General features: G+C 70.2%; 13 protein-coding genes. 9 read left to right on the top strand and 4 right to left on the bottom strand.

From position 1 onward, the window contains the following. Positions 1 to 401: Lrp/AsnC family transcriptional regulator (locus PV762_RS25210; protein WP_421037754.1), on the bottom strand; the 401-nt coding region annotated here is incomplete at its 3' end. Positions 402 to 504: 103 nt separating this feature from the next. Between PV762_RS25210 and PV762_RS25205 the strand changes: the two genes are divergently transcribed. After that, a complete protein-coding gene (locus PV762_RS25205; RefSeq protein WP_421037746.1) occupies positions 505 to 2,775 on the top strand; it encodes an aminotransferase class V-fold PLP-dependent enzyme in 2,271 nt (756 codons plus the stop codon). A 68-nt stretch (positions 2,776 to 2,843) separates the two neighbouring features. Here the strand turns inward: PV762_RS25205 and PV762_RS25200 are convergent, their stop codons facing one another. From PV762_RS25200 to PV762_RS25190, 3 genes are all read right to left on the bottom strand, one after another. Further along, entirely contained in the window at positions 2,844 to 4,154 is a 1,311-nt protein-coding gene (locus PV762_RS25200; RefSeq protein WP_421037745.1) for a sialidase family protein, read from the bottom strand. Positions 4,155 to 4,166: 12 nt separating this feature from the next. Then, positions 4,167 to 5,312, bottom strand: a complete 1,146-nt coding sequence (locus tag PV762_RS25195) for a family 43 glycosylhydrolase (protein WP_421037744.1) — start codon at positions 5,310 to 5,312, stop codon at positions 4,167 to 4,169. Positions 5,313 to 5,467: 155 nt separating this feature from the next. After that, a complete protein-coding gene (locus PV762_RS25190) occupies positions 5,468 to 6,475 on the bottom strand; it encodes an ArsR/SmtB family transcription factor (RefSeq protein WP_421037742.1) in 1,008 nt (335 codons plus the stop codon). Between the two features lie 151 nt (positions 6,476 to 6,626). On the opposite strand from PV762_RS25190, the gene PV762_RS25185 reads away from it, so the two are divergent. From PV762_RS25185 to PV762_RS25150, 8 genes are all read left to right on the top strand, one after another. Beyond that, positions 6,627 to 7,781, top strand: coding sequence for a UDP-glucose--hexose-1-phosphate uridylyltransferase (locus PV762_RS25185; protein WP_421037740.1), 1,155 nt, complete (start codon positions 6,627 to 6,629; stop codon positions 7,779 to 7,781). Continuing rightward, positions 7,778 to 8,971 (top strand): galactokinase, encoded by a 1,194-nt coding sequence (gene galK, locus PV762_RS25180; protein WP_421037739.1) that lies wholly within the window; start codon positions 7,778 to 7,780, stop codon positions 8,969 to 8,971. The genes PV762_RS25185 and galK overlap by 4 nt, the downstream gene beginning before the upstream one ends. Beyond that, positions 8,968 to 10,026, top strand: coding sequence for an aldose epimerase family protein (locus PV762_RS25175; RefSeq protein ID WP_421037738.1), 1,059 nt, complete (start codon positions 8,968 to 8,970; stop codon positions 10,024 to 10,026). The genes galK and PV762_RS25175 overlap by 4 nt, the downstream gene beginning before the upstream one ends. Beyond that, on the top strand, positions 10,023 to 11,126 hold the full coding sequence (locus PV762_RS25170; protein ID WP_421037737.1) for a hypothetical protein: 1,104 nt from the start codon (positions 10,023 to 10,025) through the stop codon (positions 11,124 to 11,126). The genes PV762_RS25175 and PV762_RS25170 overlap by 4 nt, the downstream gene beginning before the upstream one ends. A 79-nt stretch (positions 11,127 to 11,205) precedes the next feature. Further along, a complete protein-coding gene (locus PV762_RS25165; protein ID WP_421037736.1) occupies positions 11,206 to 12,348 on the top strand; it encodes an ABC transporter ATP-binding protein in 1,143 nt (380 codons plus the stop codon). After that, the gene (locus tag PV762_RS25160) at positions 12,345 to 13,322 is read left to right on the top strand and encodes a carbohydrate ABC transporter permease (protein ID WP_421037735.1); all 978 of its coding nucleotides are present in this window, start codon (positions 12,345 to 12,347) and stop codon (positions 13,320 to 13,322) included. Before PV762_RS25165 ends, PV762_RS25160 begins: the two co-directional genes overlap by 4 nt. Next, positions 13,319 to 14,158: a carbohydrate ABC transporter permease gene (locus PV762_RS25155; protein ID WP_421037733.1), complete on the top strand. Its 840-nt coding sequence runs from the start codon at positions 13,319 to 13,321 to the stop codon at positions 14,156 to 14,158. The genes PV762_RS25160 and PV762_RS25155 overlap by 4 nt, the downstream gene beginning before the upstream one ends. Continuing rightward, positions 14,155 to 15,618 carry an extracellular solute-binding protein gene (locus tag PV762_RS25150; protein ID WP_421037732.1) on the top strand — a complete coding sequence of 488 codons (1,464 nt, stop codon included), beginning with the start codon at positions 14,155 to 14,157 and terminating at the stop codon, positions 15,616 to 15,618. The genes PV762_RS25155 and PV762_RS25150 overlap by 4 nt, the downstream gene beginning before the upstream one ends. The last annotated feature ends 123 nt before the right edge of the window (positions 15,619 to 15,741 follow it).

Genomic DNA, 15,741 nt, shown 5'->3' with positions numbered 1-15,741 from the left:
GAGCTGACGTCGGACAGCTGAGTCCCCGCGATCAGGCGGCGATACACCTGGTCGTAGGCCGCGATGTCCGGCACAACCACGCGCAGCAGGTAGTCCACATCGCCGCTCATCCGGTAGAACTCGACGACTTCCGGGATCGCCTCGATCGCCGCGCGGAACTGGTCGAACCAGGCCTGCGAGTGCACGTTCGTCCGCACCGACACGAACACCGTCACCCCGACGTTCACCTTCTTCGGGTCCACCAGCATCACGTTGCGAGTGATCACCCCCGACTCCTTGAGCCGCTGCACCCGGCGCCAGCACGGCGTCGTCGACAAGCCGACCTCGGCCGCCAACTCGCTCACCTGCACCGACGCGTCCCGCTGCAGGACATCCAGAATCTTGCGGTCGATGGAATCCAGTTTCGTCATATCAGCCAATCTTGGAATTCAATTGCCGAATTCGGCCAAGGAAAGATGGATTTTGCACGTGGATTCCAAGCGTGAATTCTGACAATCGACGGCCATGGAAATCTATCTCGACGCCAACGCCACCACCCCCGTCCTGCCGCAGGCCCGCGACGCCGCGCTCTCCGTGATGGCGGACGCGTTCGGGAACCCGAGCAGCATCCACGGCAGCGGCCTCAAGGCCCGGGCCCGGCTGGACGCGGTCCGCGCCACCGCGCGGCGCGTGCTCGGCGCACCGGGCGGCCGGCTGGTCTTCACCAGCGGCGCGACCGAAGGCATCCAGACCGCCGTGCTGTCCGCGCTGACCTCGCTCCGGCAGCGGCGCGAGGCCGGCCAGCGCATCCCGCCGCGGCTGCTTTACGGCGCGACCGAACACAAGGCCGTCCCCGAGGCGCTCAGGCACTGGAACACGCTGCTGGGCCTGGATCTGGAGGTCGTCGCGATCCCCGTCGGCATCGATGGCCGCCATGACCTGGCCTGGCTGCGCGCGCATGCGCTCTCGGCGGGATTGGTCTGCACGATGGCCGCCAACAACGAGACCGGCGTCATCAGCCACCTCGACGGCATCGCCGACGCGCTGCGCGGCAGCGGCGCGCTGTGGCTGGTCGACGGCGTGCAGGCGCTGGGCAAGCTCCCGCTGCTGCTGGGCGAACGCGCCATCGACTACGCGCCGTTCTCCGGCCACAAGCTCTATGCGCCCAAGGGCGTCGGCATGCTCTACGTCCGCGAGGGCGCGCCGTTCACACCGCTGATGGCCGGCGGGGGGCAGGAAGGCGCCCAGCGCTCGGGCACGGAGAACATGGCCGGCATTGCCGCGTTGGGCGCGGTGCTGGAGGCGCTGGAAGGCGGCGGCGTGTTCGCGTCGCTGGGGCAGCTGCTGGACCGCCGCCAGCGTCTGGCCGACGCGCTGCGCGAGGCCTTCCCCGGCGTCGTGTTCAACGCGCCCTTCGACATCAGCCTTCCGACGACGCTCAACGTCTCGGTCCCCGGGCTGAGTGCGAAGCTGCTGCTGGACCTGTTCGATGCCGCCGGCCTGCGCGTCAGCGGGGGCTCCGCCTGCGGTGCGGCGAAGGCGGCGCCCAGCGACGTGCTGCAGGCGATGGGCCTGCCGGCGTGGCGCGCGGGTTCCGCGGTGCGGCTGTCCTTCGGGGCGGCGGACACCGAGTCGACCATCGAAGAGGCCTGCAGACGCCTGCGCGCCTGCGGCGAGTCCCTGCGCGCGACCTGCCAGAGCCCCGCGCCGAACGAGACGCCTCAGGCGCCGGAACTGCTGACGCGTTTCGCCGTGGACGGGGCGTGCTGCTACGTCGTCGCCGACGTGGCGAGCCGCCGTTGCGTGGTCGTCGATCCGCTGCCGGAGCTGACCGGCACGCTGGCGCAGTGGATGCGATGTCGCGGGCTGACGCTGGCCGCGATCCTGGACACGCACAGCCACGGCGACCATGCGTCGTCGGCGCAGGCGCTGCGGGACGCGATGACGAGCCTGCTCGCCGAGGAGGCGCTCGCCGATCGCGTCGATGCGCTGGGCTGGCCGCGGGACGGCGAGGAGATCGTGCTTGGGGTGCACCGACTGACGCGCCTCGCGATTCCGGGACACACGGAAGATTCGACGGCCTACCTGCTGCGTGAGGCCGATGAGCTCATCGCGACCTTCGTGGGCGACACGGTGATGCCGGGCGCGCTGGGTCGCAGCGATTTCGAGCAGAGCGCACCGGCGGCCTTCGGGTCGTCCTTGAAGACGCTGGAGCGCCACGTCGGCCTGGACGGGCTGCTGCTGCCCGGTCATGACTACGACGACCGTTTCGCGACGACGCTCGCCGTGGAGTGCGGCGCGCAGCCGCTGCTCGACGGTGTGCTGAACGGCCGTCTGAGCGCGGAGGCGTTCGCGATCGGCAAGGGCGTGCTGGAGCACGACCTCGCGCCGACCGAATACCAGACCATGGCCTGCGGCGCGCGCGTGGATTGCGCGCGGGCGACGGAGCGTGTGGAACTCGACGTCGCCGGCCTGCAGGCGATGCTGGGCGACGGCTTCGGGCCGAAGCCGGTGCTGGTGGATGTGCGTGAGGCCTACGAAGCGCGCATGAGCCCCACCGAGGAGCTGGCGCCGGAAGCGGTGCCGCTGTCGGCGCTGGTCAACGCGTTGCCGCGCTGGCGCGCGCTCCCGGAACAGACGCCGGTGATCTTCTTCTGCCGCAGCGGCAACCGCAGCGCGCAGGCAGCACGGGCGCTGCGGCGCCTGGGCCATGGGCAGGCGTGGAGCCTGGCCGGCGGGCTGGCGCTGTGGCCGACCGCCCGGACCGCCACCGCGCTTCACGCCATCGCGATCTGAGCGGGCAGGTCCTGCCTCGACCCTCACCCCAACCCTCTCTCGCAGTGCGGGAGAGGGAGTAAGAGGCGTCAGGGCGTGGGAAGCGCCGCGCTGCCGAAGCGCGTGCGACAGACCTGCTGTCCGGCCGTGTTCGTCTCGAAGTCGCTCGCGAGCATGATCAGCCGCCTGCCGTCGGCGCTCGGCTGCAGCGGCGACGAATAGTTCTGGCACCAGTTCGTCTGCGCCGGCGCGTTGGTCAGCGTCACCGGCGCATCCATCGTCGTCCATGCGCCGCTGCCGTCGGCGGTGCTGCTCAGGAACACCGTCCGGCCGTTGCCGGCGGTGTCCACCTGGCCGGCCGCGTTGAACAACAACTGCCCGACCAGCGCGATCCGCTGACTCGCCGGCAAAGGCACATGCGTCGGCGTGTGGCGGAAGAAGCGGCCGTCGGCCGTCTTCGGCTCCTCGCCTCGTGCCGCAGGATCCCCCCAGTCCAGGCCGTCCGCCGAGAACTTCATCGCCACCCGGCAATCCAGCCCGGCGGTGCTGCAATGCTCGTAGGTCAGCAGGTAGCGGCCGTCGGCCAGCCGGCTCGTCACCGCCATGCCCGGGCGGTCGGTCGGTTTGACCGCGTCGACGATCACGCGGGGTGCCGTCCAGGTGACGCCGTCGGCGGTGCTCATCAGTTTCAGCGTCTGCGAGACGCCGGCCGCCGTGCCGTCGGTTTCGTCCGAATACAGGCAGGCGAGCGCCCCATCGCGCGTTACGAGGAACTCCGGCTCCCAGATCCCCGTCCCCTCGGCGCCGCGCGGCTTGTTGCCGACGCCGCAATTCGCGAGGAAGCGCCAGGTCTTGCCCCCGTCGTCGCTGCGGTGGATCGGATGTGTCATCGGCTGGCCGGGCGTGTCCTGCCCGACTGACGCCGACCACAGCAGCGTCCCTGCCGGCAGCGCGCCCACCGCCGTCGGGAGCTCGAATACCGAGCCGCAGCACAGGCCCTTCGGCCACGCACCATCGGTCACCGCACCCTGAGGCTGGAAGCTGGCGCCGTCGTCCTTGCTGAGGAACAGCTTGCCCTGTCCGCGATCGCCGTCGAAGGAGATGGTGCTGGCGAGCAGCGCGCCGTTCAGTGACGCGTCGGTCTGATGGCTCAGCCGGATCAGGCGCGGATAGAAGGCCGGCGCGTCCCCGTTCAGCAAGGTGCCAGTGCGGGCGACGGGCGGCGGGGTGGTCGGCGGCGGCGCGGTGGGCGACGCGGTGCCGGCGCTCGACGAGCCACCGCCGCAACTCGCGCAGGCGCCGAGCAGGGCGCCGATCAGCAAGGCCGAAGCGGCAGTCGCCAACGAGCGCAAGAGGCCGGGTTGAGAGACGGACAAGGAGAAGCGGGATCGGGGTGCCATGGCGTTCTCCGTTCAGACTTCGCCGGAGGGCTTGCGCTGCGGCACGCCTGCCGGGATGGCGCGACCGAAGTCCGGTTTCCCGTCCGCCGCCCAGGTGAAACGCTGGATGCGCATGGTGCGGCCGCGCGCGTCGTTTTCCGCGCTGTCCTTGGCGTGATAGACGAGCCAGTCCTCGCTGCCGTCGGGCGACTTGGTGAAGCTGTTGTGACCCGGGACGAAGACGCCGGGCGCGCCGCCGCCGGGGCTGGGCTCCGGGCTGAACACCGGCTTCGGATGCTTGGTCCAGCTCTTCGGATCCATCGGATCCTTGCCGGTCAGCTCCAGCAGGCCGAGGTAGTACACCGCCGCCGTGTGCCCCGCCGAGTACACGACGAAGTCGCGCCCGCCGTGACGCAGCGGCTGAGGCGCCTCGATCCAGTAGTCCTTGGCCTGGACCTGCCACCGGCCGTCGACCTGGTGCCAGCCGCGCTCCCAGTCGTGCTCGCCCTGGACGATGCGCACGCCAGGGCCGATCGCCTTGGCCGGGCTCGACATCGGCGCGATCCACAGGCCGGAGTCGGCGTACATCCAGAACAGCCGGCCGTCCGCCAGCTGCAGCACCGAGCCGTCGATCGAATAACGCTCATGCGCCAGATGCACGCGTCCGAGGTCGCGGTACGGCCCCATCGGATGGTCGGCTTCGAGCACGTAATGCCGGTGGTTCGCGTCGACCTGGTCGGAGGCGGTGAAGTACAGGTACCAGCGGCCGTTCAAGGGGTGCAGCTCAGGCGCCCAGATCATGGCGCTGCGCGGGCCGCTGGAATCCGCGGTCCAGACCTTCTTCCGCTCGGCGCCGCGCCAGTCGCTCAACCGGTTCGAGCGGTAGACCCACACGCCGCCGTTCGGATCGAAGGTCGCCGTCAGGTAGTACGCGCCCTCATGGAAGACGACGAAAGGATCGCCAGCCTCGCGGTCCGGCAGCACGGGGTTGGTGAAAGTGGTCGACATGGCGGTCTCGGAGGCGGTGGCCGAAGCGGCGGCGCCGGACGACGCGGCGGAGGGGCGGGCGGGTGAGGCACCGGCGCAGCCGGTCGACATCGCGGCGCCCGCGAGTCCCAGGCCGGCGGCCAGACCGAGCCAACGGCGGCGCGGCAGGTCCGCGTCCGTGTCTGGATGCATGGGAAGGTCTCCTGTCCCGCCGCATCGGCGCGGCCTCATGCCGCGCCCCGGGTGGGATCGGCGCGGATGGTAGACCGGATCGGTCGTTAATAACAAGTATGTTTGTTACTAACGAGCGTCGTGAAAGTGGGGCAGCGCCCCGGCGCCTGGGTCGCTCAGCGCATCTCGCGCGGTCTCGGCGATGCCGAAGCGTTGGCGCCCACCGCGTCGGGGCCGTGCCCGCGCGGGAAGTCGAACGCGATCCGCATGACGATGTCCTGCGGGTAGTTGCCGAACTTGCGGCCGAACAGGTTGAGGCCGCCGCGGTTGCGGGCGTCGTCCTTGATGCCCAGCCTGACCTTGATGTGGTTGGTCTGCGGCAGGTCCAGGTCGCCGATCTTGACCGCGCCCAGCGCCACGCCGTCGATCATCGAGCCCTTCTCCCCCACGCTCCACTGCTTGAGCAGGCCGTGGGTCGTGCGGTCCACCTGCCACCAGCTCGGCATCAGCAGCGAGGGCTTGCCGCCGTAGTCGCCGGGGCTGGTCCAGGTGCCGATCTCCCGGTCGTTGATCCAGAGCGTGATGTCGGACGGGAAGTCCTCGTTGAACTGCGGCGCCTCGGAGCAGATCTCCATCGACAGCTCGAGGTGGCTGGGTACCGCGCCGTAGGGCAGGTTGTTCGGGAAGGCGTAGTCCACGTAGCCCGAGCCGCCGAACCACAGCAGTTGCGCGTAGACATGCTCGGGCTCGAAGAACGAGCGCGAGTCGTCCAGCATGCCGATGATCTTGCTCTCGCTGACCAGACCGCAGGTGGGCTTGGCCTCGACATGGCGGTAGCTGCCGATCGGCATGCTGATCGAGATGACATTGGGCCGCGATTCGATCGCCGCGCCGGGCAGGCGCAGGCGCACCTCGTCGTAGCGTTTGGAGCAGAGCTTCTGCTGGCCGCGCGTGCCGGGCTCCACCTCGACCGAGACGAGGCCGACCGCCTGCAGCTGGTTGATGTTGAAGCTCACCGTCGAGTGCGGCAGGTTCATGGCACCGGCCAGCTCGGAGACGTTCAGCACCTGGTGGGTGAGCAGGCCCAGCATCGCCTGCCGCGTGTCCGACGCCAAGGCCTTGGCCACGGCCAATGCCGCGTCCCCCTCGACCATCAAGACCCGGCTGCCCGAGACCTCCACCATGCGCGTCCCCTCTGTGCTCGTCCCGGGTCAACGTTTGGACCCGACGGATTCGGGAGTTTATGGGATAGCCCTCCGCTTCTCTGGGACGGCGGACGCTTCCTAGGGTAAAGACGGATCATTAATAACAAACAAGTTCGTGATAATGGTGGCCATGAACCCCGCACACCACGACGGGCGAGGCGCCGAGACCGCCACCTCCGCTGATGCCCCCGGCCGCGTCCATCGCCGCCGCAATCCGCTGACCGGCCGTCACGTGCTGGTCTCCCCGCATCGCACGCAGCGGCCCTGGTTGGGCGCACAGGAGTCGCTCGACGAGACGCCGCTGCCCCGCCACGACCCGAGCTGCCATCTGTGCGCCGGCAATGTCCGCGCAAACGGCCAGCGCAACCCGGACTACACCGGCACTTTCGTCTTCACGAACGACTTCGCGGCGCTGCAGCCGGCGCGGGGCGATGAAGGGCGCCTCGCCGTCGCCGATGAAGCGGGCGCGGATCTCCTGCAGGCGATGCCCGTCGCCGGCGAGTGCCGCGTGCTGTGCTTCTCCCCGGACCATGCCCGCACGCTGCCTGAACTCGACGTCCCCGAGTTGCGCGCCGTCGTCCAGGCGTGGATGGACCAGTCCGCCGACATGGGCGCACGCCACCGCTGGGTGCAGGTCTTCGAGAACAAGGGCGCGGCGATGGGCTGCTCCAACCCGCATCCCCACGGCCAGATCTGGGGCCTGGACCAGCTGCCCGACGAGGCTGTGCTCGCCGATGCGCATCAGCGCGACTACCTCGATCGCCACGGCGAACCCCTGCTGGTGCGTTATGTCCGCGATGAGCTCGCCGCGGGCGACCGCGTGGTCGTCGAGACCGAACACTGGGTCTCCGTCGTGCCGTACTGGGCCGCGTGGCCGTTCGAGACGCTGCTGCTGCCCAAGGCGCCGACGCTGCGCCTCGACGCGATGACACCGGCGCAGGCCGAGGATCTCGCGGTCGCGGTGCGGCGCCTCACGACGCGCTACGACAACCTGTTCCAGTGCTCGTTCCCGTATTCGATGGGCTGGCACGGCGCGCCGCATGGCGCTGGCCAGCCGGACGACGACGCCAACCGCCATTGGCAGCTGCACGCGCATTTCTATCCGCCGCTGCTGCGTTCGGCGACGGTGCGCAAGTTCATGGTCGGCTTCGAGATGCTCGGCGAAGCGCAGCGCGACCTCACCCCGGAAACCGCCGCGCAGCGGCTGCGCGAGGCCAGCGACACGGTGCATTACCGGCAGGCGAAACCGCTCGGCCGCGGCGCCGCGCAGGCGGAGGGCGCATGAGCCAGGATCGCCAAGCGACACCGCGTGAACGCGCGGTGCAGGGATTCGAGCGCGCGTTCGGCCAGTCGCCGGAGCGCCTGAGCCGCGCGCCGGCGCGCGTCAACCTGATCGGCGAGCACACCGACTACAACGAGGGCTTCGCGATGCCCTGCGCGATCGACCGCGACACCGTCGTGGCCGCGGCGCACCGCGACGACGATGTCATCGAGGTCCTCGCCTGCGACCTGCCTGCCGAAGCGGGCGATCCGGGCGACGGCGCCCGCGGCCGCTTCCTCATCGGCGACGCGGCGGACGTCGCCGCCAGCCCGCAGTGGCTGCGCTATGTCCAGGGCATGGTCGCCGTGCTGCGCGAGCAGGGGCACGCCGTCGGCGGCGCGACGCTGTCCATCGCGGGCAACGTGCCGCAGGGTGCGGGGCTGAGTTCGTCGGCCTCGCTGGAGATGGCGATCGGCCACGCCTTCTCCGCGTTGAACGGCTGGTCCTTGCCGCCCTCGACGATGGCGCTTGCCGGCCAGCGCGCCGAGAACGTCTACGCCGGCTGCCGCTGCGGCGTGCTGGACCAGCTGTCGTCGTCGCTCGGCGTGAAGGGCCATGCGCTGCTGATGGACTGCCGCAGCCTGGCGGTCCGACCGATCCCGATGCCTGCGGATATCGCGGTGCTGGTGGTCGATTCGAAGATCCAGCGCGGCCTCGTGGACAGCGAATACAACCTGCGCCGCCAGCAATGCGAGGCTGCCGCCAAAGGTCTGGGCGTGACGGCGCTGCGCGACGTCGACGATGCGCTGTGGTCGCACCGCGCGGGCCAGCTCGATCCCGTCGTCCGCCGCCGCGCCCGGCACATCATCTGGGACAGCCGCCGCTGCGCCGGCCTGGCCGACGCGCTGACGCGCGGCGACCTCGCCGCGATCGGACACCTGATGCGCGAGTCCCACTGGTCCATGCGCGACGACTTCGAGATCACCGTTCCCCCGATCGATGCGCTCGCCGCGTTGATGCAGGATGTCATCGGCGATCACGGCGGTGCGCGCATGACCGGCGGCGGCTTCGGCGGCTGCGTCATCGCGCTCGCACCGCGCGCGATGGTCGACGAGATCCGCGTCGCCGTCGAACGCGGCTACCGGTCGCCGGACGGCCGCGCGGCGGAGGTCCACGTCTGTGCCGCTTCCGACGGCGCGGGGGTGCTGGCATGAGCGCGCTCAAGACCTTCGAGCTGCGCTCGCCCGACGGCCTGCGCATCACCGTCACCGACGCCGGCGCGTCGTGGATGTCCTGCATCGTCCCGTTGCACGGGCAGGACGGACAGGACCGGCAGGACGGGCCGGAAGGTGGGGAACGTCAGCAACGCGAAGTCCTGCTCGGGTACGAGACACCGGACGATTACCTCCGCCAGCCGGGTTACCTCGGCGCCGTGGTCGGGCGCTACGCCAACCGCATCGCGGGTGCGTCGTTCGAGCTCGACGGGCGGCGCTTCGCGCTCGACGCGAACGAGGGCCCGAACCAACTGCACGGCGGCCCCGTGGGTTTCCACCGCAAGGTCTGGGACGTGGCGCATCGGGATGAGCAGATGCTGGAACTGACGTTGTGCTCGGAAGACGGTGACCAGGGCTATCCCGGCCGATTGGACGTCCGCGTGACCTACCGCGTCGAGGCGCCGCTCACCGTCAGCGTGAGCTTCGAGGCCCGCTCCGACGCGCCGACGCTGGTGAACCTCAGCAGCCACGCCTACTTCAACCTCGACGGGCCGGATCGCCAGATCCTCGACCAGCAGTTGCAGATCGCGGGCGGCCGCTACCTGCCGGTACGCGCCGACCTGATCCCGACGGGCGAGCAGCAGGACGTCGCCGGCACGCCCTTCGACTTCCGCGAGCCGCGCCGCATCGGCGACGCGCTCGAGGCGCTGCGCCGACTCGATGTGCAACCGGCCTGCCACGATCATTGCTGGTTGATCGACGCGCCGGAGGGCGAGAGCGCCGCCGCCGTGCTGCGTTCCGGCGATGGCCGCCTGACGCTCGCGCTGCACAGCGACGCGCCCGGCCTGCAGTTCTACGCCGGCGAGTTCCTGCCCCAGACACCCGACCGCCACGGCCGTCCGCACAGCAAGCACGGCGGGCTTGCGATCGAGCCCGAGGCGCTGCCGGACAGCCCCCACCATCCCGAATGGCCGCAGCGTGATGCCGTGCTGCGCCCGGGCGAGGTCTATCGCCATCGCCTGACCTACCGCTTCACCCCGAAGACAAGACCATGAGCACTTCCACTTCCGCACTCGCCCGCTGGACGCCCGAGCAGGCGCATGCCTGGTTCCAGGCGCAGCCGCCATCGCTGGGCGCCAACTTCGTGCCCGCCTCCGCGATCAACCAGCTCGCCATGTGGCAGGCCGAGAGCTTCGACGCCGAGCGCATCGACCTCGAACTCGGCTGGGCCGCCGGCCTGGGCATGAACACGATGCGCGTCTTCCTGCACGACCTGTTGTGGGCGCAGGACGCCGCGGGCTTCAAGGCGCGCATCGGCCAGTACCTCGACATCGCCGACCGTCACGGCATCAGGACGATGTTCGTGCTGTTCGACTCCTGCTGGGATCCGCATCCGAAGCTGGGCCCGCAGCGCGAGCCCATCCCCGGCGTGCACAACTCCGGCTGGGTGCAGAGCCCGTCCGCGACGCAGCTCGCCGACCGCTCGACCTGGCCCGCGCTGCGCGCCTACGTCGAGGACATCGTCAAGACCTACGGCCAGGACCCGCGCGTCAGCTACTGGGACGTCTGGAACGAGCCCGACAACCAGGGCGGCGGCATGGGCTACTACCTGCCGCGCGAGGCCAAGGACAAGATCGCGCTGGTCGCGGAGCTGATCCCGCAGGTCTTCGACTGGGCGCGCGCGCAGAGACCCTCGCAGCCGCTGACCAGCGGCGTCTGGCTGGGCGACGACTGGGGCCCCGAGTCCAACGCACTGAACGCGGTGCAGAAGGCGCAGCTGGCCGGCTCCGATGTCATCAGCTTCCACGACTACAGCTGGCCGGAGAAGCTCGAATCCCGCATCAGGCAGCTCCAGGCCTACGGCCGCCCGCTGATCTGCACCGAATACATGGCGCGCAGCCTGGGCTCGACCTTCGACGTCGCGCTGCCGATCGCCTGGCGCGAGGACGTCGGCATGCTCAACTGGGGCTTCGTCGACGGCAAGAGCCAGACCAAGATGCCGTGGGACTCCTGGAAGAAGCCGTACACCATCGATCCGCCGCTGGTCTGGTTCCACGACGTGCTGCACACCGACGGCACGCCGTATCGCGAACGCGAGGCCGAGCTGTTGCGGCAACATGGCGCCCGCAAGCGCGGATCGACCCGCGCGGACTGAGACACGGTGAACGGGGCGCGATGACCTCGTTCACGATCGACCAGAGGCGTCGCGACCGACGGCGCCCGGCAGGAGACGTATGACTGCAAGCATTGAGTTCTCGAGCGTGGCCAAGCGCTACGGGTCCGTCGACATCATCCCGGACTTCTCGCTCACCATCGGCGCGGGCGAGTTCATCGTGCTGCTCGGCCCGTCGGGCTGCGGCAAGTCCACGCTGCTGCGCATGCTGGCGGGGCTGGAAAGCGTCTCCGGCGGGCGCATCCTGCTCGCCGATCAGGACGTCACCGCGCTGCCGCCCGGCCGGCGCGGGCTGGCGATGGTGTTCCAGCAGTACGCGCTCTACCCGCACATGAGCGTGTTCGACAACATGGCCTTCGGGCTGCGCAACATCGGCATCGCCGACGCCGAGGTGCGCCGCCGCGTCGAGGACGCCGCGCGCATGCTGGAACTCGACACGCTGCTGCAGCGCCGTCCCGCGCAACTGTCCGGCGGCCAGCGCCAGCGCGTTGCGATCGGGCGCGCCGTCGTCAAGGAGCCCAAGGCCTTCCTCTTCGACGAACCGCTGTCCAACCTTGACGCGAAGTTGCGCAACCGCACCCGCATCGAACTGGCCCGGCTGCACAAACGGCTGGGCGCGACGATGGTGTTCGTCACGCACGATCAGGTGGAGGCGATGACGCTGGCCGACCGCATCGTCGTGCTCAACGGCGGCCGCGTCGAGCAGGCCGGTCCGCCGATGGACATCTATCAACGCCCGCGCACGCGCTTCGTCGCGGGCTTCGTCGGCAGCCCGTCGATGAACTTCCTGCCGGTCGAGCGCATGGCCGATCAGCAGGGCCGCATCGCCGTGCGGTTGCCCGGCGGCGCGGTGGTGACGACGCAGATCGCGGCGACATCGATCGCCGGTCGACTCGAGGTCGGCGTGCGGCCCGAGGGCTTGCGCCTCGCCGCCGACGGCCCGGTCACCGGCTGCATCGAGCTGCTGGAGCGCCTCGGCGAGCGCAGCCTCGCGCACGTCGGCCTGGGCGACGGCACGGTCGTCGTGTCCGAAGTGCCGGTGAACAGCACGCTCGCGATGGGCGAGACGGTGCGCCTGCGTCCCGACCTGGCGCAGGTCCATCTCTTCGACGGCGCCGGCCTGGCGTATCACGCCGAGCCGGCGTCGGACGGCGTTCCGGTCGAGGCGCTCCTCGCCGGCGCCACCGCGGCGGAAGTCCGATGAGCGCCGCGACGCTCACCGCCGGCGCCGCCGCGGGCGAGGTGGCCGAGGTGGCCGAGGTGGTCTCCGGCGCCGAGCCGCCGCGCGGCGCACTCGGCCGCTCCGCGATGGACGGCCCGGCGTGGGTCGGCTGGGCCTTCATCGCGCCGTTCGCGCTCTGCTACCTCGGCCTGCTCGCCGCGCCGGTGCTGGAAGGCTTCTGGCTGTCCTTCCACGCCGTCGACCTGCTGACCGGCAAGGGCCAGTTCGTCGGCCTGGCCAACTTCCTGGACCTGCTGCGCGACGAGGTCTTCCTGCGCAGCGCGCGCAACACCATCCTTTTCGCGGCGATCTGCACGCCGGCCTTCGTCGGCCTGGGCCTGGCGCTCGCGCTGGTGCTGAACCGGCCGGGCCGCACCGGCGCCTGGCTGCGCGGCACCTTCTTCGCGTCCAACGTGCTGTCGGTGACGGTCGTCACGCTGATCTGGCGCCTGGTCCTGCTGCCCGACCGCGGGCTGCTGAGCCAGAGCCTCTCGGCCTTCGGCCTGCCGGACCTCGCGCCGCTGAGCAACGAATCCCTCGCGCTGCCCTTCATCGCGCTGGTCACGCTGTGGTGGGGCATCGGCCTGCCGATGATGCTGATCCTCGCCGCGCTGCAGCAGATCCCGCCGGACCTCTACGAGGCCGCCGCGCTCGACAACGCCAGCCGCTGGCGCAGCTTCCGCTTCATCACGCTGCCGGCGCTGCGCCGCACGCTGATCATGGTCGCGATCATCCAGGTCATCGGTCAGCTGCAGATCTTCGGCCAGGCGCAGCTGCTGACCAACGGCGGCCCCAACAACAGCACCCGCACGCTGGTGATGTTCATCTACGAAGCGCTCTTCGACCAGTGGGCGCTGGGCTACTCCGCCGCGGCGGCGCAGATCCTGTTCGTGCTGATGGTGCTCGGGGTCTCGTTCCAGCGCTGGGCCGAGCGCCGCGAAGGAGCGCAGTCATGAGCGCCCGCGTCTGGCAGAACGGTCCGTGGGACCGCGCGCTCCTCGGGGTCGCCATCGCGCTCGCGGTGCTGTGGATGCTGCCGCTCGGGTGGGTCTTCGCGCTGTCGCTGAAGTCCAACGCGGTGCTGATGGAGCGCACCGACGCCCTCCTCACCACGCCCTTCACGCTGCGCAATTACGCGGACATCCTCGCCAATCCGGCGGTGTTCCGCTGGGTGCTCAACAGCTGCGTGGTCGCCCTGGTGCAGACGGCGCTGGTGCTGTTCATCTCCTCGCTGGCCGGCTACGGCTTCGCGCGCTGCGAGTTCCCCGGTCGCCGCATCGCCTTCGCGCTGGCGCTCGCGGGCCTGGCGGTGCCGGAGCCCGCGGTGGTGATCCCGCTGCACCGCATCTTCGCGGAGCTCGGCCTGCACAACAGCTACGCCGGGCTGATCCTGCCGCGCCTCGCGGCGCCATTCGGCGTGTTCCTGATGACGCAGTTCTTCAAGGCGATCCCGCGCGAGCTCGAAGAGGCCGCGCTCATGGACAACGCTTCCCGCTGGAAGATCTTCTGGCGCGTGATCCTGCCGCAGACGCTGCCGGCGCAGGCGACGCTGGGAATCTTCAGCTTCCTCGCCGCCTGGAACGACTACCTCTGGCCGCTGATCTCCGCGACCCGTCCCGAGATGTACACGCTGACGCTGGGCCTGGCGGCCACGCAGACCAACTTCGCGCAGTCCGAAGGGCTGGGCTTCCTGATGGCGCAGGCGGTCTTCGCGGCGCTGCCGGTGCTGGTGCTCTACGCCTTCTTCCAGCGGCACATCGTCGCGGCGGTGGCGGGAGGGAAGGTCGCATGAAGCCCCATCGCATCAAGCCGGGCGCGGCTCTCCCCGTGCGGTCGCCGTGGCGTCGGCTCGTCGTCGCCTCGTGTCTGAGCCTTGCTGGCATCGCCGCGGTCGCGCAAGGACAGGCGGAGCAGGGCAGCGAAGTCCGCATCACGCTCGCGCGCTTCTTCGGCAGCTGCGACGCGGAGTACGGCCAGGTCACCGATCCGTCCAAGGCCAGCAGCGAGTGCGGGATCATCACCGCGCTCACCAACCGGTTCAACGCCCGCGAGGCCGGCCGCGTCCGCGTCGACACGCAGGTGGTGGAGCACTCGGCCTACTACCAGCAGCTCGGCGCGCGCATCGTCGGCGGCGACCTGCCGAGCCTCGCGATCATGCACAGCTCGGTGCTGGGCGATTTCGCCAAGCGCGACCTGCTGCAGCCGCTCGAGGACGGCTTCGAGCGCGAGGGTGTCGCGGTCGCCGACTTCACGCCGCATGCGCGCCACGGCGTGACCTTTGGAGGTCACGTCGTCGCGCTGCCCTACGACTCGCATGCGGCGCTGTGGCACATCAACCTCGGCCTCATGAAGCAGGCGGGACTGGTCGATGCGAAGGGCCATGCCCGTCTGCCCAGGTCGACGGCCGAGCTGCTCGATCAGGCGCGTGCCTTCAAGCGCGCGACCGGCAAGCCCTACTTCGTCTGGCTGACGCTGAACGATCCGAGCTTCTTCGCGCGTTCGGTGCTGGGGCTGGTCGCGCAGCAGGGCGGGACGCTGTTCCCACGCGGCGACCAGGCCGTCGATCTCACGAGCCCGCAGGTCCGCGAGGCCGTGCAGTTCATGCGCACCGTCTACGCGGAGGGCCTGTCCACGCGCAACATGGACTACAGCGCCGCGCTGCAGGCCTTCATGGCCGGCGCCGGCGGCGTGATGCCTAACGGCACCTGGCTGCTGGGCGATCTCACCACGCGCGCGGCCAAGCCCGGGAATCCGCTGAGCAGCCAGTATGAGGCGGTGCCGGAACCGACGCTCTTCGCGCGGCCCGCGACCTGGGCCGACAGCCACGTGTGGGTGATGCTGCGCAACCCGCGGCAGACGCCGCAGGAACGCGCCGCCGCGCTGCGTTTCCTGCGCTTCCTCAACGACGAGAGCCTGGCCTGGGCCCGCACCGGCCAACTGCCCGCGAGGCAGTCGGCGGTGGACAGCGCCGCGTTCAAGGCGCTGCCGATGCGGGCGTCGCTCGGTCCGGTGGCGGCGCATGGCACGGGCTTGCCGACGACCGTGGCGCGGCAGTCCCGCGTCATGGGCCTGCTGGGCGACACCGTGGCGTCCGTCGTCGTCTCCGGAGAGCCGCTGGGCGCGACCCTGGCCAAAGGCCAGCAGCGCATCAACCGCCTGCTGGAGCGCGAATCGCGCTTTCTCGGCGCAGCCCCCGCCGAGGCCGGCGTGGCGCCGACGGCACAGGCCGGCGTCTCTCATGGTTTGCGCTAGGTTTATAACGAATTAATTTGTGAATAATCACAAAAACCGAACGCTAAGGTCCTGAAAGACCGTGTCGGAATGCCCGGTTCACGCGGCGATACCGCGCGCCGGGGCGATGGCCAGCACCACCAC

Origin of the sequence: Mitsuaria sp. CC2 (assembly GCF_048957715.1) — a bacterium.
Lineage (GTDB): Bacteria > Pseudomonadota > Gammaproteobacteria > Burkholderiales > Burkholderiaceae_C > Roseateles.
This window is presented reverse-complemented; position numbering and strand designations above follow the sequence as displayed.